Origin of the sequence: Streptomyces prunicolor NBRC 13075, from assembly GCF_000367365.1 — a bacterium.
GTDB classification, from domain to species: Bacteria; Actinomycetota; Actinomycetes; order Streptomycetales; family Streptomycetaceae; genus Streptomyces; species Streptomyces prunicolor.
The window spans coordinates 264,738-284,468 of record NZ_BARF01000025.1 but is presented as its reverse complement, the minus strand read 5'-3'; the positions used below and the strand labels follow the sequence as shown (position 1 = coordinate 284,468).

Here is a 19,731-nt window from a genome sequence, read left to right as displayed (position 1 = left end):
GCTCACGCTTCGTGTTCGGGGCCCCGGCCCCGCAGGGCGAGGGGAAGCGTGAGCTTCGCCGGTAGGGAGCCAACGACGATGAAGACCGCAGTGCCCTGCTACTACCACCTCGATGTGGACGTCAGTCCGGAACGGGTCGGGCAGGTCAGGCGCATCCTGGCCGCCCATCTCCGCCTCTGGGACCTGGAGATCCTCGTGAATCCCGTCTGTCGCGGCGCCGAGCTGCTGCTGCGGGCGATCGACGAGCACGCCACGGACAAGCACACGTCGATAGAGCTGTGGTGGAACGGCCAGCACCTGATCACCGCCATCGGCGACAACGACCGCGATCTCCGTCCGGACCAGGACCTGCGTGCCTGCCTCGCCCGGATCGCCGCGATGAGCGACGGCTGGGGTTGCTGCGCCACCGACACCGGAAGCAAGGTCATCTGGTTCTCGCAGCGGGCTCGCAGCGGCGAACGCGTCCCGCGTGTCCCGAGGACGCCCGCGCCGCGCCTGCGGGAGATGCTCCAACTCCCGCGCGAGGTACCGGCCGCCCCGCCGGCCCGTCCGGCGCACGGCGTCCTGGAGGACGCCCGGTGACCGCGAGCCCGCGCAGGAAAGGGGTGTCCGTGTGGAGCGGGCACCCCTATCCGTTGGGTGCCTCCTTCGACGGGAACGGCACCAACTTCGCCCTGTTCAGCGAGGTCGCCGAACGCGTCGACCTCGTCCTCGTCGGCGACGACGGCAGCCACCGGGACGTGCGGCTGACCGAGGCCGACGGCTTCGTGTGGCACTGCTATCTGCCGGGCATCGGACCGGGGCAGCGCTACGGCTATCGAGTGCGCGGTCCGTGGGCTCCGGCCGCCGGACACCGCTGCAACCCGGCGAAACTGCTCCTCGATCCGTACGCCCGGGCGGTGGACGGCCAGATCGACAACGACCCCTCGCTGTACGAGCGTTCGGCCGGGCCGGCGCCTGGCGACAGCGCCGGGCACGGCATGCTCGGCGTGGTCACCGACCCGGCCTTCGACTGGGGCGACGACCGACCGCCCCGGCGCTCGTACGCCGACACCGTGATCTACGAGGCCCATGTGAAGGGGCTGACCCGCACCCACCCGGAGGTCCCCGAGGAACTCCGGGGCACCTATGCGGGACTCGCGCACCCGGCCGTCGTCGAGCATCTCGCCCAACTCGGGGTGACCGCCGTCGAGTTGATGCCGGTGCACCAGTTCGTGCAGGACGGCGTGCTCCAGGACCGCGGCCTGTCCAATTACTGGGGCTACAACACCATCGGCTTCTTCGCGCCCCACAACGCCTACGCCGCGCACCGCGAACGCGGCGGCCAGGTCACCGAGTTCAAGTCCATGGTGAAGGCGCTGCACGCGGCCGGGCTCGAAGTCATCCTCGACGTCGTCTACAACCACACCGCCGAGGGCAACGAACAGGGCCCCACCCTGTCCTTCCGCGGCATCGACAACGCCTCCTACTACCGTCTGGTGGACGGCGATTGGGGCCACTACTACGACACGACGGGCACCGGCAACAGCCTGCTGATGCGGCACCCGTACGTCCTCCAGCTGATCATGGACTCGCTGCGCTACTGGGTCACCGAGATGCACGTCGACGGCTTCCGCTTCGACCTAGCGGCCACGCTGGCCCGGCAGTTCCACGAGGTGGACCGGCTGTCGGCGTTCTTCGACCTGATCCAGCAGGACCCGGTGATCAGCCGCGTCAAGCTCATCGCCGAGCCGTGGGACGTGGGCGAGGGCGGCTACCAGGTGGGCAACTTCCCGCCGCTGTGGTCGGAGTGGAACGGCAAGTACCGGGACGCCGTACGGGACTTCTGGCGCGGCGGCGAGCACACGCTCGGCGAGTTCGCGTCCCGGCTCACCGGCTCCTCCGACCTGTACCAGCACAGCCGTCGGCGTCCGCGCGCCAGCGTCAACTTCGTCACCGCGCACGACGGGTTCACGCTGCGCGACCTGGTCTCGTACAACGACAAGCGCAACGAGGCCAACGGGGAAGGGAATCGGGACGGCGAGAGCAGCAACCGGTCCTGGAACTGCGGGGTCGAGGGGGAGACGGATGACCCCGCTGTGCTGGAACTGCGCGCCCGTCAGCAGCGCAACTTCCTTGCCACGCTGATTCTTTCGCAGGGCATCCCGATGCTGAGCCACGGCGACGAGCTGGGCCGCAGTCAGCGCGGCAACAACAACGCCTACTGCCAGGACAACGAAGTCTCCTGGATCGACTGGGAGTTGAGCGACGAACAGCGCGAACTCGCCGCCTTCACGCGGTATGTCGTCGGGCTGCGCGCCGCGCATCCCGTGTTGCGTCGGCGCCGGTTCTTCCGCGGCGAGACCGCCGTGCACGCCGGACAGCCGCTGCCCGACCTGGTGTGGCTGCTGCCCGACGCCCGCGAGATGGCCGACCTGGACTGGCAGCGCTCCGACGCGCACTGCGTGGGCGTGTTCCTCAACGGCGACGCCATCGCCGAACGCGATTCGCACGGCGGGCCCGTCGTCGACGACTCGTTCCTGCTCCTGCTGAACAGCTACTGGGAGCCCGTCGATTTCCGACTGCCCGACGTCACCTACGGCGAGCGCTGGACGACCCTGATCGACACCGCCGAGCCGCAGGGCACCCCGGACGAGACGGAACACAAGGCCGCCACGGAGCTGGCCGTGGAGGCGCGCAGTCTCGTGCTGCTGTCGCGCCCGGCCCGGCGGTGAAGGTCAGGGGGCGTTGCGGGAAGTGACCGTGAAACGGGCGCCGTCCGGGTCGCGGAGCACGGCCTCGTGCAGGTTCTCCCGCAGGACGCTCCCGCCGTGCGCCTCCGTGACCCGGGCGCACGACCTGATGTCCGAGACCGAGAAGTGGACCTGCCAGTGCGGGCGGACCGTCGGGTCGGGGGCCGCCTCCAGCGCGCCCGACTCGATACGGGCCACGACGTTCCCGCCGCTGCGCAGCACGACCTCGCCGCCCTCGTACTGGACGTCGCAGCTCGCCGGGTCCGCCGAGGCCCAGTCGAGGACCTCGCCGTAGAAGATCGCCGCGTCGAAGGCGTCGCGGGTGCGCAGCCGGACGAAGGCGGGGGCCGAGCGGCGCCAGGTCTCCCAGCCGCGGATCAGGTCGCCCTCCCAGATGCCGAAGGTCGCGCCGTCCCGGTCGCCGAGCAGGGCCGCGCGGCCGGGCGGGAAGGAGAGCGGTCCCACGGCGACCGTGCCGCCGCGCTCCCGGACCCGGGCCGCGGCCACATCCGCGTCGGGCACGGCGAAGTACGGCGTCCACGCCACCGCGACCTGCCACATGGAGGCGACCGCGGCCAGACCGGCCACCGGCATGTCGTTCGCCGTGGCGATCCGGAAGCGGTCGCCGAGGCTGGCCGAGCGCCACTTCCAGCCGAACACGGCCTCGTAGAAGGCCTCCGTGGTCTCCACATCGCGGCTCGTGAGACTCACCCAGCAGGGGGCGCCGAACACCGAACGGGTCGAGACGGAGTCCGGTTCTCCGGGGGACGGTTTCCTGTCGTGGTTCATGGCAGTCGCGTTCCGATCTCGTGGACCGGCGGCCACCGGTCTCCACCAGTGTCCAACCGGAAACGGTCCCGCTGCCTCCCGAGCAGGTGTCTTGACCATCCTTTTGGGTTAGTTACCTCTGCTAAAGAGGTAATCTCCGAGTGTGGAGACGGAGAACTTCCCGGAAGAGCTGGCCGACGCGCTCGTCGGTGTCCAGCGGCTGATCCGCAGGCGACTGCGCAGCGAGATGACCATGCCGCGACTGCGCGGCGCCGAGGTGGAGCTGCTGCGCCTGGTCGAGGTCCGGCCGGGAATCGGCATCTCGGACGCGGCCAAGGAGCTGTTCCTCGCGAGCAACTCGGTGTCGACGCTCGTCAACCAGCTGGTCCGGGACGGCTTCATGATCCGCGAGACGGACCCCGCCGACCGGCGAGCCGCCCGCCTCCAGCTCACCGAGACGGCGAAGACCCGCCTCAGTGACTGGCACGCGCGGCGCGCGGAGCTCGTCCGCGGCCAGGTCGACCGTCTCGACCAGGCGGACCGGGACGCGCTGCGCGCGGCGCTCCCGGCCCTGCGCCAACTGGCCGTCAACCTGCACGAGGAGGCCGAGGAGTCATGACGCCGTCCATCGACGCTGCCACCGACAGCGATACCGGCACTGCCACCGCCACCGGGCGGGCCGCGGCCGTCAGCTGTACCCGGCTCGCCTATTCCTTCGGCGAGACCACCGCGGTCGACGGGCTCGACCTGTCCGTGGGGGAGGGCGAGGTCTTCGGACTGCTCGGCCCCAACGGCGCCGGGAAGACCACGGCCATCCGCTGTATCACCACCCTCCTGCCGGTCCCGGCGGGCATGGTCCACGTCTTCGGCCACGACACGGCCAAGGAACAGATGTCCGTGCGCCGCATGCTCGGCTACGTCCCGCAGCAGCTGTCCGCCGACAGCGGGCTCACCGGACGCGAGAACGTCGCTCTCTTCGCCCGCGTCTTCGACGTCCCGCGCAAGGAACGCGCCGCCCGCGTCGCCCAGGCGCTGCGGGCCGTCGACCTCACCGACGCCGCCGACCGGCTCGCCAACACCTACTCCGGCGGCATGGTCCGCCGCCTCGAACTCGCGCAGGCCCTGGTCAGCGCGCCCCGCCTGCTCATCCTCGACGAGCCCACGATCGGCCTCGACCCGATCGCCCGCACCAGCGTGTGGGAGCACATCAACGCCGTACGCGAGGCGACCGGCATGACCGTCCTGGTCACCACCCACTACATGGACGAGGCCGACCAGTACTGCGACCGCGTCGGCCTGATGCACCGCGGCCGCATCCGCGCCCTCGGCACCCCGGAGCAACTCCGCGAGGGCCTCGGCGAACGCCGCCGCACCGAGGGCGCCCCCGCCACCGATCCGCTGCCCACCCTCGAGGACGTCTTCCGGGACATAGCCGGCAGCGGTCTCGAAGACCAGTCAGGAGGTTTCCGCGATGTCCGAAGCACCCGCCGCACCGCGAACCGCGTCGGCTGACCCAGCTCCCGAGTACGACCTGAACCTTCTCCTGACCCCGCCCCAACCCCGGGCCGGATGGCGGCTGTTGCCCGCCCGCGTCATCGCGATGTGCGCGGTCGAACTCCAGAAACTCCGCCACGACCGCACCGAGTTGTACACCCGCGCCGTTCAACCCGCCCTGTGGCTGCTGATCTTCGGCCAGACCTTCACCCGCATCAAGGCGATCCCCACCGGCGGCATCCCCTACATCGACTACCTCGCCCCGGGCATCATCGCCCAGTCCGCGATGTTCATCGCCATCTTCTACGGCATCCAGATCATCTGGGAGCGGGACGCCGGCATCCTCAACAAGCTCCTCGTCACCCCCACCCCGCGCTCGGCACTGATCACCGGCAAGGCCTTCGCGGCCGGGGTGAAGTCGCTGATCCAGGCCGTCGTCGTGATCGTCATCGCCGCGATCCTCGGAGTCGCGCTGACCTGGAACCCGCTGAAGCTGATCGGCGTCGGGGCGATCGTGATCCTCGGCTCGGCCTTCTTCTCCTGTCTGTCGATGACCATCGCCGGCATCGTGCTCAGCAGGGACCGGCTGATGGGTTTCGGCCAGGCGATCACCATGCCGCTGTTCTTCGGCTCCAACGCCCTCTACCCGGTGGCGATCATGCCCGGCTGGCTGCAGGCGGTGAGCAAGGTGAACCCGCTGAGCTACGAAGTGGACGCGCTGCGCGGGCTGCTGCTCGGCACCCCGTCCCATCTGGGCACCGACTTCGCCGTGTTGCTGGTGGCCGCCGCACTGGGCATCGCGGCCGCCTCCTCCCTACTCGGCCGGCTCGCCCGCTGATCTTGGCGGGAACGTGATGTGCGGCACGCTCCTGACCAGGATTCGACGGCCGGAAAGCGGATTCTTCCTGCGCACGGCTTGATCAGTGATCAAGCGGGCGAAAACGCTGGCCACAGCGCATTCCGCTCATTTGACAGTGCGCTGAGCACACAGATAGGAAGCAGCTCTCTGAGGCCGAGAGGGTGCACCGTGTACGAGCCGAACGTGGTCGGGGACTGGCAGGAGTACGACGAACATGCCGGTCTGCGTGTCCGCGTCCACAGCCTGGCGGCTGCCGAGCCGCCGCGTGGACGCGACGACGCGGCCGAAGGGCTGACCTACTTCACGCTCCGTGTCACCGTCGAGAACCGCGGCGCGCGGCACTACGGCATCCATCTGGAGGACGGCCAGATCGACGTCAGGGTCGGCCCGGACGGCGAGAGCGCCTTCATCGACTGGCGCAGCTCGCAGTTCATCGAGGGCTTCGACGTCCATCCGCTGCGCCGCGCCACCGCCGTCGTCTACGCGGCCGGTGCGGAAGCCTCCCTGAAGCAGGTGGACGTACAGGTCCAGCTGCGGGTGGAGGAGGAGTGGACGGAGCGGCGCCTGTGGGCGGGCGGTATCGGTCTGTGCGAGGCCGCCGTCGCCGCCGGTGCGGGGCGGGACGGCCTGGCCCACCAGGTGAGCAAGTTCCTCCGGGACCAGGCGGAACCCGGTACGCCCTGAGCCTCCGGGAGACCAAGCGGAACCCGGAACCCCCTGAGCCTCTGGGACCAGGCGTGACCTGCCCCCCCGAGACTCCCTGCTCAGTGCGGGATGCCGTCGATGATCTCCCGGGCACCCTGCCGCAGCAGCGCCACCGCCACCGACGTGCCCAGCGTCGCCGGGTCCAGTCGCCCCGCCCACTCGTGGGCGTTGAGCCGGGTCTTGCCGTCCGGGGTGAACACACAGGCGCGCAGCGACAGTTCACCGCTCCGGTCCACCTGCGCGTACCCGGAGATCGGGCTGTTGCAGTGCCCCTGGAGGACGTGCAGGAACATGCGCTCCGCGGTCGCCTCCCGATGCGTCTCCGGGTGACCGAGCCCGCTGACCGTGTCGATGACCTCGGTGTCGCCCTCGCGGCACTGCAGCGCGAGGATGCCCGCGCCGATCGGCGGCATCATCACCTCGGGGGACAGCACCTCGCTGACCACGTCGAGCCGGTCGATGCGCTCCAGGCCGGACATCGCGACCAGCAGCGCGTCGGCCTCGCCAGCCGCGAGCTTCTCCAGTCGCCGGTTGACGTTGCCGCGGAACGGAACGCACTGCAACTCCGGGTGCGTGGCGGAGAGTTGAGCGACCCGCCGGACCGACGAGGTGCCGATCCGGGTGCCCGGCGGCAGTTCGTCGAGGGTGAGTCCGCCCGGGTGGACCAGGGTGTCACGGATGTCGTCCCGCTTCAGGAACGCGGCGAACGTCGTACCGGCGGGCAGCGGACGGTCGGCGGGCACGTCCTTGACGCAGTGAACCGCGAGATCCGCCGCACCGGCGAGCAGCGCGGCGTCCACCTCCTTGGTGAACGCCCCCTTGCCCTCGACCAGGGCCAGATCGCCCATCCACTTGTCGCCGGTCGTCTTGACCGGCACCACCTCGGTGCGCACCTGCGGATGAAGGACGGCCAACTCGGCGCGCACACGCTCCACTTGGGCCAGCGCCATGGGCGAGTCGCGGGAGACGATACGGATCAGTTCGGGCACGGACATGCGGACACGATAGACCTTCCGGACGCCCCCCGACGCAACTCCCCACAACTCCGACCCGCCGCACCACGCCCATCGGACGAGGGGCTCGCCGCTCGTGGAGCGGGCGCGGTGACCCGCTCCACGAGCGCGCGAGGACGTTCACGGTTCCGGTGTCCCGGACCCTCGGGCGAGGTGTCTACCGGCTCAGCGCGAGGTCAGACCGGAGATCCGCCACACCCCGTCGCCGGCGCCACCGGCCATGTACGCGTCCCCGGACGCCGCCAGCGAGAAGCTGAAACCGTTGATCCCGCGGAAGTTGGTGACATGGGACTGCACCCCGGTGGCGGGGTTCACCCGCTTCACCTCGTCGCCGACCATGAAGTAGACCAGGCCGTCGCCGCCGACCGAGATCGACGTGGGTTCGTAGCTCTCACTGGCCAGCACTCGCGTCGCACCCGTGGCCACGTTCGTCTGCAGAATGCGGCCCTGGCCCATGTCGGCGGTGTAGGCGAGGCCCGCCTTGTCGAACGCGAGGCCGTAGGAGAAGCCGAGCCCCGTGGCCACGACGCGCGCAGTCCCGCCGTCCGGGACGGCGACGATCTCGCCGTTGCCGTCGGTGACATAGGTCGTGGTGCCGAAGCGGGCCACGCCGAACAGCGAGGGCAGACCGGCGGCCAGGGTACGGCGGGCGCCCGTGGCGAGGCTGACCTGCTGAAGCGTGCCGTCGAAGGCGGTGATGTACGCGTTGCCGTCGGCGACGGCGACTCCGCGGAGGTTGCCCAGACCGGTGGTGATCCCGGTGAGCGTGCCGGTGGCCAGGTCGAGCTTGAGCAGATCGCCGCCCGAGTACGCCAGATACGCCGTGCCGGCGTCCACGGGGGCGATGGCGACCGGGGCACCGGCCGCCGGGGCGATCCGCACACAGTCCGTGGACGGGCAGGTGACGTCACCCGTCGCGGCGACCGCCGGAGCGGCGACGGCCATGGTCGCGCCCGACACCAGCAACGCGCCGAGGGCCAGCGCCACACCCAGCGCCCGCCCGCGTCCGGTGAGCGAGCGGGCGGGACGGTCGAGCGGGAATCGTGTCGCGGTTCCAGATCTCATCATCGAGTCCATCCGTTCCTGTTCCGTCGACGATCGGTGGGCCCACGGGATCACCGCGAGCACTGCACCGGACACGTAGCGGGGGTACGGATGGGTTCACCAAGTGAGGCCTGGGGACCGGACTTTCAGGCCAGCACGATGTCGATGGCGCGATGTCCCCGCCCGTCCGCCGCCACGACGGGTTCCCCCGACACCCCGTCGACCGTGCACGACCCCACCCGGCTCCCGCCGCCGCTCAGCGTCACGTCGAGCGTCATGCCCCGGTACGGCAGCCCGCGCAGCCGTACCGCACCCCACTGCGACGGCAGGCACGGCCTCAGCCGTAGGGCGTCGGCCGTGAACGTCAGGCCGAACAGGCCGTCGTGGATCAGGCGCAGATACGCCGTCGCGGACCAGGTCTGGTCGGGCTGGGACACGAAGTGGTCGGCGTGCCCGCTCGCGCCGCCCTGCCAGCCGCCGTCGACCGCGCCGGTCACGGAGTCGTACAGCTCGTAGAAGCCGCCGCTCGCGGTGACCAGACCGGCGAGGGTGTCGGTGGCGAGGGCGAACGGCTCGGTGCGGCCCGCGTCGGCGGCGGCCTGGCCGTACAGCCCGTGGACCATCGGCCAGACCATCACGTTGTGCCGTCCCGGACGCCGGTCGTCGAAGCGCGGGAAGTGCGGCCAGACGTTGACGATGCCGTACGGCTGCCAGTGCGTGGAGTCGAGGATGCGGCCGGCGCGTTGGGGGTCCGCGACGCCGAGGAGGATCGCGAGGGCCAGGCCCGCGCCCTCCTGGGAGGTGTCCAGGCGTCCGGCGAGAGGGCCCTCGTCGTGGACGAGGTAGCCGTAGGTCCCGGCGTCCGTCCGCCACAGGTGCTTGTCGATCGCCGTGCGCAGGTGCTCCGCGTCGGAGCGGTACGACGCGGCCTGTACGGGGTGGCCGAGGGCCTCGGACATGGCGGCGAGGGCCTGATGGGCGCCGTAGTAGAGGGAGTTGGTGGACAGGCACATCAGTGTGGCGGCGTGCGGGTGGTCGAGGACGAAGGAGGAGTGGACGGACGTCGAGGCGGGCGGGCTGGGGTAGCCGGAGATGCCGTCGTTCATGAAGCCGGGGCCCTCGTAGAGGCCGAACGACGAGTTGAAGTGCTGGGCGCGGCGGGCCGCGAGGGTGTGCGCGGACGTGTCGTGGGCCCGGGTGAGGAAGTCGCGGTCGCCGGTGACCAGGTAGTGGTGGTGCGCGGCCAGGACCCACACGATCTGGTCCCACCACTGGTTGTCCTGCTGGACCACGAGGCCGTCCCGCGCGCGGTCGACCACGGACCACAGGGTGTTGCGGCCGACGTCCGGCGCCAGCAGGCTGACCCCGCTCCACGCGTTGACGGCCGCGTCCCGGGTCCAGCGCTGCGGCGCGGGATAGCCGCCGCCCGCCCGGACGACGGTGCCGGGCGGATAGCTGAGCAGGCCCGCCTTGTCGTATACCGAACGGTCGGCGCCGATGGTGTTGGCGCCGGAGACGGATCCGAGCGCGGACGCGTAGACGGTGCCGAGGCGGCGTTGGACGGCCTGGTCGTCGAAGGAGAGGGTGGGCATGGTGTACCCGTTCCCGGGAGCCGGGCCCTGCGCACCCGCCGGGACGGCCGTCGCCCCGGCGATGCCCAGCGCGATCAGGAGAGCCCGCCGCGAGATCCCGCGTTCAGCTGCCACGTTCCGTCCTCTCGGGTTCCCGGGGTCGAGATGACTCCGGGAGCCCTGAGAACGATGGTGCCCCCTGGACGGTTCGGTCAGGCGGCCGGGTCGAACGTGATTCCGGAGGGCTTCGCCGACGTGAGGTGGGCCGCGAAGTTCGCGTCCTTGAGACCGAAGTTGGCGCTGCCGAAGTCGTAGGCGCTCAACTTGTCGCGCAGGCCCGCCGGGTAGCCGTTCCAGCCGACGAGCGGCGGGTACTGCCAGGTGTGCTTGTCGTTCTCCGGCGGCTCGTCGTTCGCGTTCGCGAGGCGGAAGTCGTGCGTGCCGATGCCGTCCTTGTGGTAGACGATCTTGGCGTGGGTGCCGTCGAAGCGGACGTCGGACGCCGCGTGCACGGTGAACGAACCGTGGTTGGACGTCGACACGTACTGGATCGTGCCGTTCTGCACCCACACCACGACGTGTTCCCAGTCGTTGCGGTGCCCGCCGATGCTGGAGTTGGCCAGGGCCTGGTCCTTCTCGAAGTACAGGCCGTACATGTAGGCGCACCAGCCGTTGTTGCACTTGTAGCGCGAGTAGCTGTTGGTGTTGTCGAGGTCCGAGGCGTCGTGGCACTCGCCGCTGAGCGAACCGGTCGGGTTCAGGCCGCCGTTGACCGTCCCGTCGGGGCCGATCGCGGGCGTCGGGTAGCAGCCGTCCGTGTCGTAGTCGAAGGCGGGCAGATACGTCTGCTCGGCGGCTTCGGCGTTCGCGGACAGTGCGGTGGGCGGGGCGGCGAAGGCTGCGGAGGGGAAGGCGATGACGAGCACGGCGGCACCGCCGAGGCCGGCGAGCCACCTTCCGCGGCGGGTGCGGGACTTCTGGGACGACACTGCGTCCTCCTTTTGGATGCAGCCCAACGGCTGTGGGGGGAAAGGGCTTTCATCGTGCCGACTTTCCATGTACGCGCCAAGAGGGAGGGGTGTCACTCCGGTAACGACCGGCCCAATACTTGATCTACGCAACTTCCTCAACGGTCCGGTGACTCCTGTGGTGTGTCCTCCGGCAGATCCGCCGCCGACTCCTCCGGCGCGAGGTCCGGGCGCAGCCGCAGCCAGGACGGCTGGCGCAGCATCCCGGCCCGGGTTCGGCTGCTGTAGCGGACCTCGCCGACCAGCCGGGGCACCACCCAGCGCGCCCCGGCAACCGACGGGACGGGGTCGAAGGGGCACGTGTCGGTCCCGGCGGCCCGCAGCAGTACGGCGAGTTCGGCACGCTCGGCCTCGCTCCAGCCGGTGCCCACATTGCCGACGTACGCCAGTCGGTCGCCCGCGCGCTGCCCCACGAGCACCGCGCCCGGCAGGCCCGTCAGGCGCCCCTTGCCGGGCACCCAGCCGCCGACCAGCACGTCCTCGCTCCGCAGGTTGCGGATCTTGATCCAGGCGCGGGAACGCACCCCGGGTTCGTACCCCGAGTCCAGCCGCTTGCAGACCAGGCCCTCCAGCCCGTGCTCACGGGTGGCCCGGAGAGCCTGGGCCCCATGTCCGGTGAGGGCGGCGGGAGTTGACCAGTACGGGCCGTCCAGGCCGAGCCGCTCCAGTGCGGCGCGTCGGCGGACGTAAGGGAGTGTGAGGAGCGGCTGTCCGAGGTGGGGGAGGTCGAACAGCACGAGGTGGACGGGTGCTTCGGCGGCCCGGCGCACCGCCAGCGCGGGTGACTGGGCCAGGCCCATCCGCCCTTGCAGCAACTGGAAGTCGGCGCGCCCCTGTTCGTCCAGGGCCAGCACCTCGCCGTCCAGGATCGCCGGGGTGGTCCCCAACTCGGCGCCCAGGGGCAGCAGTTCGGGGTAGGCGCCGGTGATGTCCTCCCCGGAGCGGGCGCGCAGGAGGACGCTGCCGTCGCCGGGGAGGTACACCAGCACGCGCTGGCCGTCCTGTTTGGTCTCGTAGGCCCACTGGGCGTCCTGCGCGGCGGGCGGGAGGAGGCCGGGGGTGGCGAGCATGGGTGGGATGTGGGGGAGGGGTGGTGGCAGGGTCACGGCAGAGGTGTCGACGGAGTGGGGCGGTGGCACGCGTGTTTCGGTGGGGGTTCGCCTGAACGGGGGTGGCCGTCAGACGTTCCGCAGATACGCCAGCACCGCCAGCACCCGGCGGTGCCCGCTGTCGCTCGGCGGCAGGCCCAGCTTCAGGAACACATTGCCGATGTGCTTGCTGACCGCGCGTTCCGTGACGACCAGGGTCTTGGCGATCATCGTGTTGTCATGGCCCTCCGCCATCAGCTTCAGCACCTCGCGCTCGCGCGGGGTCAGCGAGTCCAGCGGTGAATCGCGGCGCCGGGTCAGCAACTCGGTCACCACCTCGGGGTCGAGCGCCGTACCGCCGGCCGCCACCCGGTCCAGCGCGTCCAGGAACTCGTCCACGCGGCCGATCCGGTCCTTGAGCAGATAGCCGACCCCGCTCGCCCCGACGCCCAACAGCTCGGCGGCGTACGACTCCTCGACGTACTGCGACAGCACCAGTACCGGCAGCCCGGGGATCCGCTCCCGCGCCTCCAACGCGGCGCGCAGGCCCTCGTCCCGGAAGCCCGGCGGCATCCGAACGTCCAGCACGGCCACGTCCGGCCGGTGTTCGAGCAGCGCGGGCAGCACCTCGGGCCCGCTGCCCACGACGGCCACCACCTCGTGTCCGGCCGATGTCAGCAGCAGGACCAGGCCCTCCCTGAGCAGGGCGTTGTCCTCGGCGAGCAGCACTCTCACGACAGTTCCGCCTCAACCACACTCACCAGACGCACGGCAGCTCCACTTCGATCACGGTAGGTCCCCCCACGGGGCTGGTCACAGTCACACCGCCGTCGAGCGCGGCGACCCGGCGTCGCATGCCCAGCAACCCCGATCCGCCCGCCTCTCCCCCAGAGCCAATAGCCTGGGAGGGGCCCCCAGCCCCACCCCGGCCCTCGTCGCGCACCCGGACGCGCAGTCCGGTGCGGGCGCGGGCGAGATGGACGTCGGCGCGGTCGGTGCCGCTGTACTTGGCCGCGTTGGTCAGCGACTCGGCGATCACGAAGTACGCCGCCGCCTCCACCGCCGCCGGGGCGCGCGGCCCGTCGTGTCCGTCGGTCAGTCCGTCCACGGTCACGGTGACGGAGAGCGCGCTGCTGGCGGCGAGCGCGCGGACCGCGCCGACCAGGCCGCGGTCGGTGAGGATCGGCGGATGGATCGCGCGCACCACGTGGCGCAGATCCGTCAGGGCCTCCTCGGCCAGCGTCTGCGCGTCGTCGAGCATCCGGCGCGCCGCCGCCGGGTCCTGGTCGTAGGCCCGCTTGGCGAGCCCGATGCGCATCGACAGCGAGACCAGCCGGGCCTGGGTGCCGTCGTGCAGGTCGCGTTCGATGCGGCGCAGTTCGGCGCCGTGCGCGGCGATCGCGCCCGCCCGGGTCTGCGTCAACTCCTCGACCCGTACGGCCAGTCGGGCCTTCGGTGAGGGCTTCAGCAGGACGGTGGACCAGTGGGCGTCCAGGTCCGCGAGCCTGCTGATCAGCGGCAGGACGACGGCCCGGCGGCGCAGCAGCCCGCACCACACTCCGTCGACGACCAGCCCCAGCGGCCACAACGGCAGCATCAGCACGGGCAGCGTGCCGTAGGCGTAGTAGGCGACCATCCAGCGGAAGTCGGTCAGCGTGCCCGGGTCGCGCACCGCCGTGCGCACCCGCTCACGCACGGTGCCGGTGAGCGGCTGGTACGCCTCGGGGATCTTCCGGCCCGTCCACGCGCCCGCCTGCTGCCGCTTGGCCCCGGCGATCCGCCGTATCAGCAGCACCGTCTCGGGCAGCATGAACGCGCCGACCACCGTGGCCGTGGCGATCGCGGTGATCAGGAGCACGGTGATGAAGATGTACGACCCGAAGGTCATCGCGGCGGACACGACCAGCTGGACTGTCGCCCGGGCCGCCTGTCGCACGGTTGCGCGCATGAAGATCAGGTTAGGCGCATCGGCCCGGGCGCGGGCTTGCGGACGACGGAATCGTTGAGGCACCACGTCAGCCAGGATCCAAGTCTGCTCGATCGGGAGGGCCCGAGCCGCGGAAGGCGGCGAGGACGGCGGAGGACCTGTGTGCCGGGCACGGGGAACGGGGTTTGTCCGCGGACCCGGCGCCGATCCGGGGGAGTGGCCGGCGGCCGGGGTCCGGGACGGCGCCGACCCCCGTCCCCACGGGTTCGGCGCGGGGGCCGCCTTCCGCTCAAGGCGGCCCCGGTTCTGGTGAGCGAGAGCTCGGCTGTGCTCCTGGTTCTCCGTCGGCCCGGCCTCGCGGCGGGCTTCCTTGAGTCAGGCAAGCGTATCCGACTTACTTGAGTCAAGCAATCGAATGTATATTGCTTGAGTCAGGCAAGCAGGACGCTAGGATGACGCCCATGTCCACGTACGACAGCTTCAGTGAGACACGATCACTCGCCCGCGGTGGCGGGCAGCATCTGCTCGTCGCCGTGGACGAACCGGACAACGCCGAACTCCTCTCCACGACACTGGAGTTGGCGGGGTACCGCATCGGGACGGCCGGGAACGGCACCGAGGTGGTGTCACGGCTCGCGGAGCAGCAGTTCGAACTGGTCGTCATCGACGCGGAGTTGCCCGAGATGGACGCCCTCGCGCAGGGCCGCCGACTCGTCACGCACCGCCCGCCCGTCCTCCTGCTCACCGGCTGGGACGCCCTCGACAAGCTGCTGCCCGAACTGGGCGCGGGGGAGCGGGACTACGTCACCAAGCCCTTCCGTATCGCCGAAGTGCTCGCCCGCATCCAGGTGTTACTGCGCGGCCGGGGCGCGCTGCACTACGCCGACCTGGTCCTCGACGACACCACCTGCCAGGCGCGGCGCGGCCGGTGCATCCTCGACCTCACGCCCGCGGAGTACCGGCTGCTGCGCCACCTCCTCGTCAACGCGCACAAGGTGCTGTCCAAGGAGCAGATCAGCCGATACGTCTGGGGCGACTTCCGCGGCGACAACGCGATGGAGCAGCTCGTCTCCCGCCTCCGGCGCAAGGTGGACCAGGAAGGCGCGCCGCTCATCCACACGCGCCGGGGCTTCGGATACTGGCTCGGGCGGGCGGCCGGCGAGGGGTGAGCGCTCCGTCGGGGGGAATTGCACGGGATGCGCGGAGCAAAGATGGGCACCCTGTGAAGCGGGGGTGTCGGGCGGTGTCACGGTGACGTGGTGCCGCCCTTTTCTCGTTGCGTTCGCGAGTCGGTGGCGTCATGTCCTGCCCCGTCAACTCGCTTGTAATTCACCTGAGTTGACCCTCCCTGACATCTCTGTCCGGTTCACGGCAACAGCGTCGGCGTGTGATCTGGGCCACGTCAGGTTGTTGTCAGGAAACTGACCGGAAGGAGTCAGCCCGCTCTGTTTGCATGTGCTCATCGAGGCCTCGATCCCAGTACCCCGGCGCTCCGCCCCCACGCGGAGCCCCCCACCACCGAGGAGAGACATGGCCGACATTCTGACCGACACCGCGCCCGACACGGCAGCGGCGATCCCCGAATACCCGATGCAGCGGGACGCGCGCTGCCCCCTCGCCCCGCCGCCCGCCGTGCACGGACTGCGCGACGGGAAACCGATCTCCAGGGTCCGCATCTGGAACGGCAGCACGCCCTGGCTGATCACCCGCCACGCCGACCAGCGCGCCCTGCTCACCGACCCCCGCGTCAGCGACGACGACCTGGAAACCGGCTTCCCCTACGTCAACGCGCACCGTGCCGAGATCGCCCCGCACACCCCGCGGATGATCACCAACACCGACGCCCCCGAGCACACCCGGCTGCGCCGGACGGTCAACGCGCCGTTCGTCGTCAAGCGGATAGAGGCCATGCGGGCCCCCGTCCAGAAGATCGTCGACGAACTGATCGACGACATGCTGGCCGGCCCCAACCCGGCCGACCTGCTCACCGCACTCGCCCTGCCGGTCCCCTCGCTGGTCATCGCCGACCTGCTCGGCGTGCCGTACGAGGACCACGACTTCTTCCAGCGCAACAGCGGCATCGCGCTCGACAGCGCCGCGTCGCCCGAGGAGGCGCGGGCGGCGAGCGGCGCGCTGGCCGCCTATCTGGACAAGCTCATCGGGCTCAGGCTGGAGAGCCCGGCCGAGGGCGTCCTGTCCGAGATGGCCGGGCGCGTCAACAACGGCGAGATGACCCGCACCGAGGCCGTCCACATGGGCGTCGCCATGCTCATCGCCGGGCACGAGACCACCGCCACGATGATCAGCCTCGGCACGCTCGCCCTGCTCCAGAACCCCGACCAACTCGCCCTGGTGCGCGACACGGACGACCCCAAGGTCATCGCGGGCGCGGTCGATGAACTGCTCCGCTACCTCACCATCGTGCAGACCGGCGTCCGCCGCGTCGCCAAGGAGGACATCGAGATCGGCGGCGTCATCATCCGCGCCGGCGAGGGCATGATCTTCGACCTGCACGCCGCGAACTGGGACCCCGAGGCCTTCCCCGAGGCCGACCGCCTCGACATCACCCGCTCCGCCCGCCAGCACCAGGGCTTCGGCTACGGCCCCCACCAGTGCCTCGGCCAGAACCTCGCCCGCCTCGAACTCCAGGTCGTCTACGGCACCCTCTACCGCCGCGTCCCGACCCTCCGACTGGCCGCCCCCATCGAGCAGTTGGCCTTCGACCGCACCGGCACGACCTACGGCGTGGCCTGCCTGCCCGTCGCCTGGTGACCACCCCCTCATCAACGAACAGAGAACAAAGGACACAGCCATGAAGGTCGAACTCGACGAACCGAAATGCGTCGCCTCCGGTCAGTGCGTGGTCGCCGCCCCCGACGTTTTCGACCAGCGTGACGACGACGGCGTGGCGATCCTCCTGGAGGAGCAGCCCGGCGCCGAACTCCTCGACGACGTACGGGAAGCCGTGGCGGTCTGCCCGGCCGCGGCCATCCGACTGGTGGAGCGGTGACCCGGATCGTCGTCGTCGGAGCCTCGGCCGCCGGACTCGCGGCGGCCGAGACCCTCCGCCGCGAGGGCTACACCGGCACGCTCACCCTCGTAGGGGAAGAACCCCGTCCGCCCTACGACCGGCCGCCGCTGTCCAAGCAGGTCCTCGCCGCCGAGTGGGAGCCCGACCGGGTCGCCCTGCGCACCCCGGCCGACCTGAGCGGGCTCGACCTCGACCTCCGTCTCGGTGTCGCCGCGACCGCGCTCGACCTCGCCACGCAGGAGGTGTGGCTGTCGGACGGCGCGCAGGTGTCGTACGACCGGCTCGTCATCGCCACCGGGGTGCGCCCGCGCAGGCTGCCGGGGGAGGGTGCGCATGTGCTGCGCACGCTCGACGACGCGCTCACGCTGCGCGAACGGCTCGGTCCCGGGCGGAAGTTGGTGGTGGTCGGCGCCGGTTTCCTCGGCGCCGAGGCCGCCGCCGTGGCCTGGCGCCTGGGCGCCGAAGTGACCCTGCTGGAGCCGGCCCCGGTGCCCTTGGCGCACGCCGTCGGTGAGCAGGTCGGGCAGGTGCTGGCGCAGGCGCATGTGGACCACGGCGTGAAGCTGCGCACCGGTGTCTCTGTCACCGAGGTGACCGACGAGGGCGTACGGCTCGGGACCGGTGAGGAGATCGAGGCGGACGAGGTGCTCGTCGCGATCGGCTCGCTGCCGAACACCGAGTGGCTCGCCGACAGCGGACTCTCCGTCGGTGACGGCGTTGTGTGCGACGAGTACTGCGAGGCCGCCAAGAACGTGTACGCGGCCGGTGACGTCGCCCGCTGGTACAACCCGCTCTTCGAGACATCGATGCGGATCGAGCACCGCACCAACGCCGCCGAACAGGGCATGGCCGCCGCGCGCAACCTCCTCAACTCGGAGGCACGCAAGGCGTTTTCGCCCGTGCCGTACTTCTGGTCCGACCAGTACGACATGAAGATCCAGGCCTACGGCTATCTGCGCGGCCACGACGAAGTCGCCGTGGTGGACGGGGACTTGGGCGAGCGGCGGTTCGTGGCCGCCTACCGCACCGGCGACCGGCTCACCGGCGCCCTCGCGGTCGGCATGCCGCCCAAGGCGATCCGCGTATGGCGACAGGCCATCGTGGCAGGAGCGAGTTGGCAGGAGGCCGTCCATGGCGCTACGACCGTCTGAGGAACCCCGCGACGTCGTCGTGGTCACCGGTGCCGGGGGCATGGGAACGGCGATCGCGCGCCGTATCGGCAGCGGCCGGACCCTGTTCCTCGCCGACGGCTCACGCGGCCAACTCGACCGCACCGTGGCCGCGTTGACCGCCGAGGGCTACGCGGCGCACGGTGTCCTCACAGATATCTCCGACCGCGCGGCCGTCGACAAGCTTGCCCAGACGGCGGCCGGTGAGGGCCGGGTCGTCGCCGTGGCGCACACGGCCGGGGTCTCCGCCTCGATCGCGTCGGCGCGGACCGTCCTGGAGGTCGACCTGCTCGGCACGGTCCATGTGATCGACGCCTTCGAGGCGGTGGCAGGGCGTGGCACCGCGCTGGTCGCCGTCTCCAGCATGGCCGGGCACTACGCCTCACTCAGCCCCGAGGACGAAGCCGCCCTCGCGACCGCCCCGGCGGAGGAACTGCTCTCCCTGCCTGTCGTCACCGCCGTGGGCGACGACTCGCTGCGCGCCTACATGGTCGCCAAGCGCGCGAACCACGTGCGCGTGGAGGCCGCCGCGCTCGCCTGGAACCTGCGCGGCGCCCGTATCAACTCCGCGAGCCCCGGCGTCATTTCGACCGCGATGTCGAAGGCCGAGGCCGAGTCGCCGCACGGCGGGCACATGCTCAAGATGATCGACGACTGCGGAGCGCGCCGCACCGGCACACCCGGCGAGATCGCCGAGGCGGTGGCCTTCCTCACCGGCCCGCAGGCCGAGTTCATCACCGGCACCGATCTGCTCGTCGACGGCGGGCAGGCCGCCTGGGTCCGCCGGCACATGCGGCGCTGACGGCCCCGCCCCGGACGCCGGTCACCCCACGGACACCGGCGTCCGGCTCCGTCGTGCCGCATCGCATCCCTCGACGACTGAGAGGACCAGCATGTCCGTCACCCCCCACACCGACCTCGGCTTCGACCCGGAGGCGCTGCGCGCCAAGTACCGGGCCGAACGGGACCGGCGCATCCGCCCGGACGGCAGCGCCCAATACCGGGGCGCCACCGGCGAGTTCGGCTACTACGACGAAGACCCCTACGCCGACACCGAACTCACCCGTGAACCGCTCGACGACCGGGTCGAGGTCGCGATCGTCGGCGGCGGCTTCGGCGGACTGCTCGCCGCCGCACGGCTGCGCCAGGCCGGTGTCCAGGACATCCGGGTGATCGAGAAGGGCGGGGATTTCGGGGGCACTTGGTACTGGAACCGGTACCCCGGCATCCACTGCGACATCGAGTCGTATGTCTACATGCCGTTAACCGATCGGGTCAGGAGTGTCGGTGGTGGGTGTTAAC

Annotated in this window: 19 protein-coding genes and 1 pseudogene; 12 read left to right on the top strand and 8 right to left on the bottom strand. The window is 70.8% G+C overall.

Annotation, left to right across the window (positions count from 1 at the left end):
* Window positions 1-78: 78 nt before the first annotated feature.
* Together SPR02S_RS11100 and glgX are read left to right on the top strand one after the other, a co-directional pair.
* Window positions 79-582, top strand: a complete 504-nt coding sequence (locus SPR02S_RS11100; protein WP_019057029.1) for a hypothetical protein — start codon at window positions 79-81, stop codon at window positions 580-582.
* A complete protein-coding gene (gene glgX, locus SPR02S_RS11095; RefSeq protein WP_078622865.1) occupies window positions 579-2,714 on the top strand; it encodes a glycogen debranching protein GlgX in 2,136 nt (711 codons plus the stop codon). Before SPR02S_RS11100 ends, glgX begins: the two co-directional genes overlap by 4 nt.
* A gap of 3 nt (window positions 2,715-2,717) precedes the next feature.
* Here the strand turns inward: glgX and SPR02S_RS11090 are convergent, their stop codons facing one another.
* Entirely contained in the window at window positions 2,718-3,521 is an 804-nt protein-coding gene (locus SPR02S_RS11090; protein ID WP_019057027.1) for a VOC family protein, read from the bottom strand.
* 142 nt (window positions 3,522-3,663) lie between these two features.
* On the opposite strand from SPR02S_RS11090, the gene SPR02S_RS11085 reads away from it, so the two are divergent.
* The 4 genes from SPR02S_RS11085 (at window position 3,664) to SPR02S_RS11070 (ending at window position 6,537) form a co-directional block, all read left to right on the top strand.
* Window positions 3,664-4,119 carry a MarR family winged helix-turn-helix transcriptional regulator gene (locus SPR02S_RS11085; protein ID WP_019057026.1) on the top strand — a complete coding sequence of 152 codons (456 nt, stop codon included), beginning with the start codon at window positions 3,664-3,666 and terminating at the stop codon, window positions 4,117-4,119.
* Window positions 4,116-5,012, top strand: coding sequence for an ABC transporter ATP-binding protein (locus tag SPR02S_RS11080; RefSeq protein WP_019057025.1), 897 nt, complete (start codon window positions 4,116-4,118; stop codon window positions 5,010-5,012). The genes SPR02S_RS11085 and SPR02S_RS11080 overlap by 4 nt, the downstream gene beginning before the upstream one ends.
* Window positions 4,972-5,832 carry an ABC transporter permease gene (locus SPR02S_RS11075; RefSeq protein ID WP_019057024.1) on the top strand — a complete coding sequence of 287 codons (861 nt, stop codon included), beginning with the start codon at window positions 4,972-4,974 and terminating at the stop codon, window positions 5,830-5,832. Before SPR02S_RS11080 ends, SPR02S_RS11075 begins: the two co-directional genes overlap by 41 nt.
* A gap of 189 nt (window positions 5,833-6,021) precedes the next feature.
* Window positions 6,022-6,537, top strand: coding sequence for a hypothetical protein (locus SPR02S_RS11070; protein WP_019057023.1), 516 nt, complete (start codon window positions 6,022-6,024; stop codon window positions 6,535-6,537).
* 80 nt (window positions 6,538-6,617) lie between these two features.
* Here SPR02S_RS11070 and hemC read toward each other — a convergent pair whose 3' ends face one another.
* The 7 genes from hemC to SPR02S_RS11035 form a co-directional block, all read right to left on the bottom strand.
* The gene (gene hemC, locus SPR02S_RS11065) at window positions 6,618-7,553 is read right to left on the bottom strand and encodes a hydroxymethylbilane synthase (protein ID WP_019057022.1); all 936 of its coding nucleotides are present in this window, start codon (window positions 7,551-7,553) and stop codon (window positions 6,618-6,620) included.
* Window positions 7,554-7,736: 183 nt separating this feature from the next.
* Entirely contained in the window at window positions 7,737-8,639 is a 903-nt protein-coding gene (locus tag SPR02S_RS11060; RefSeq protein ID WP_245607544.1) for an NHL repeat-containing protein, read from the bottom strand.
* A gap of 122 nt (window positions 8,640-8,761) precedes the next feature.
* On the bottom strand, window positions 8,762-10,321 hold the full coding sequence (locus SPR02S_RS11055) for an MGH1-like glycoside hydrolase domain-containing protein (protein ID WP_019057020.1): 1,560 nt from the start codon (window positions 10,319-10,321) through the stop codon (window positions 8,762-8,764).
* A gap of 77 nt (window positions 10,322-10,398) precedes the next feature.
* A complete protein-coding gene (locus tag SPR02S_RS11050) occupies window positions 10,399-11,175 on the bottom strand; it encodes an NPP1 family protein (protein WP_019057019.1) in 777 nt (258 codons plus the stop codon).
* Between the two features lie 137 nt (window positions 11,176-11,312).
* Window positions 11,313-12,284, bottom strand: a complete 972-nt coding sequence (locus tag SPR02S_RS11045) for an ATP-dependent DNA ligase (protein ID WP_019057018.1) — start codon at window positions 12,282-12,284, stop codon at window positions 11,313-11,315.
* Between the two features lie 108 nt (window positions 12,285-12,392).
* Complete coding sequence (locus tag SPR02S_RS11040; protein ID WP_026150418.1) at window positions 12,393-13,037, bottom strand: response regulator; 645 nt, start codon at window positions 13,035-13,037, stop codon at window positions 12,393-12,395.
* A 22-nt stretch (window positions 13,038-13,059) separates the two neighbouring features.
* A complete protein-coding gene (locus SPR02S_RS11035) occupies window positions 13,060-14,250 on the bottom strand; it encodes a sensor histidine kinase (protein WP_019057016.1) in 1,191 nt (396 codons plus the stop codon).
* Window positions 14,251-14,690: 440 nt separating this feature from the next.
* Here SPR02S_RS11035 and SPR02S_RS11030 point away from each other — a divergent pair, with 440 nt between their 5' ends.
* The 6 genes and pseudogenes from SPR02S_RS11030 to SPR02S_RS11005 all read left to right on the top strand — a co-directional run.
* Window positions 14,691-15,398, top strand: a complete 708-nt coding sequence (locus SPR02S_RS11030; protein WP_019057015.1) for a response regulator transcription factor — start codon at window positions 14,691-14,693, stop codon at window positions 15,396-15,398.
* Window positions 15,399-15,759: 361 nt separating this feature from the next.
* Window positions 15,760-17,001: a cytochrome P450 gene (locus tag SPR02S_RS11025; protein WP_019057014.1), complete on the top strand. Its 1,242-nt coding sequence runs from the start codon at window positions 15,760-15,762 to the stop codon at window positions 16,999-17,001.
* A 40-nt stretch (window positions 17,002-17,041) separates the two neighbouring features.
* Window positions 17,042-17,239, top strand: coding sequence for a ferredoxin (locus SPR02S_RS11020; protein ID WP_019057013.1), 198 nt, complete (start codon window positions 17,042-17,044; stop codon window positions 17,237-17,239).
* Window positions 17,236-18,411, top strand: a complete 1,176-nt coding sequence (locus SPR02S_RS11015; RefSeq protein ID WP_019057012.1) for an NAD(P)/FAD-dependent oxidoreductase — start codon at window positions 17,236-17,238, stop codon at window positions 18,409-18,411. The genes SPR02S_RS11020 and SPR02S_RS11015 overlap by 4 nt, the downstream gene beginning before the upstream one ends.
* Window positions 18,392-19,231 carry an SDR family oxidoreductase gene (locus SPR02S_RS11010; protein ID WP_019057011.1) on the top strand — a complete coding sequence of 280 codons (840 nt, stop codon included), beginning with the start codon at window positions 18,392-18,394 and terminating at the stop codon, window positions 19,229-19,231. The genes SPR02S_RS11015 and SPR02S_RS11010 overlap by 20 nt, the downstream gene beginning before the upstream one ends.
* Window positions 19,232-19,322: 91 nt before the next feature.
* Window positions 19,323-19,706 (top strand): annotated as a pseudogene (locus SPR02S_RS11005) (NAD(P)-binding protein); the annotation flags it as partial.
* Window positions 19,707-19,731: the final 25 nt, after the last annotated feature.

Coding starts and splice junctions, on each gene's coding strand:
- SPR02S_RS11045 (WP_019057018.1), bottom strand. CDS start 12,284: ATGCTCGCCACCCCCGGCCTCCTCCCGCCCGCCGCGCAGGACGCCCAG.
- SPR02S_RS11100 (WP_019057029.1), top strand. CDS start 79: ATGAAGACCGCAGTGCCCTGCTACTACCACCTCGATGTGGACGTCAGT.
- SPR02S_RS11025 (WP_019057014.1), top strand. CDS start 15,760: ATGGCCGACATTCTGACCGACACCGCGCCCGACACGGCAGCGGCGATC.
- SPR02S_RS11080 (WP_019057025.1), top strand. CDS start 4,116: ATGACGCCGTCCATCGACGCTGCCACCGACAGCGATACCGGCACTGCC.
- SPR02S_RS11035 (WP_019057016.1), bottom strand. CDS start 14,250: ATGCGCGCAACCGTGCGACAGGCGGCCCGGGCGACAGTCCAGCTGGTC.
- SPR02S_RS11090 (WP_019057027.1), bottom strand. CDS start 3,521: ATGAACCACGACAGGAAACCGTCCCCCGGAGAACCGGACTCCGTCTCG.
- SPR02S_RS11075 (WP_019057024.1), top strand. CDS start 4,972: ATGTCCGAAGCACCCGCCGCACCGCGAACCGCGTCGGCTGACCCAGCT.
- SPR02S_RS11060 (WP_245607544.1), bottom strand. CDS start 8,639: ATGATGAGATCTGGAACCGCGACACGATTCCCGCTCGACCGTCCCGCC.
- SPR02S_RS11010 (WP_019057011.1), top strand. CDS start 18,392: ATGGCGCTACGACCGTCTGAGGAACCCCGCGACGTCGTCGTGGTCACC.
- SPR02S_RS11020 (WP_019057013.1), top strand. CDS start 17,042: ATGAAGGTCGAACTCGACGAACCGAAATGCGTCGCCTCCGGTCAGTGC.
- SPR02S_RS11030 (WP_019057015.1), top strand. CDS start 14,691: ATGTCCACGTACGACAGCTTCAGTGAGACACGATCACTCGCCCGCGGT.
- hemC (WP_019057022.1), bottom strand. CDS start 7,553: ATGTCCGTGCCCGAACTGATCCGTATCGTCTCCCGCGACTCGCCCATG.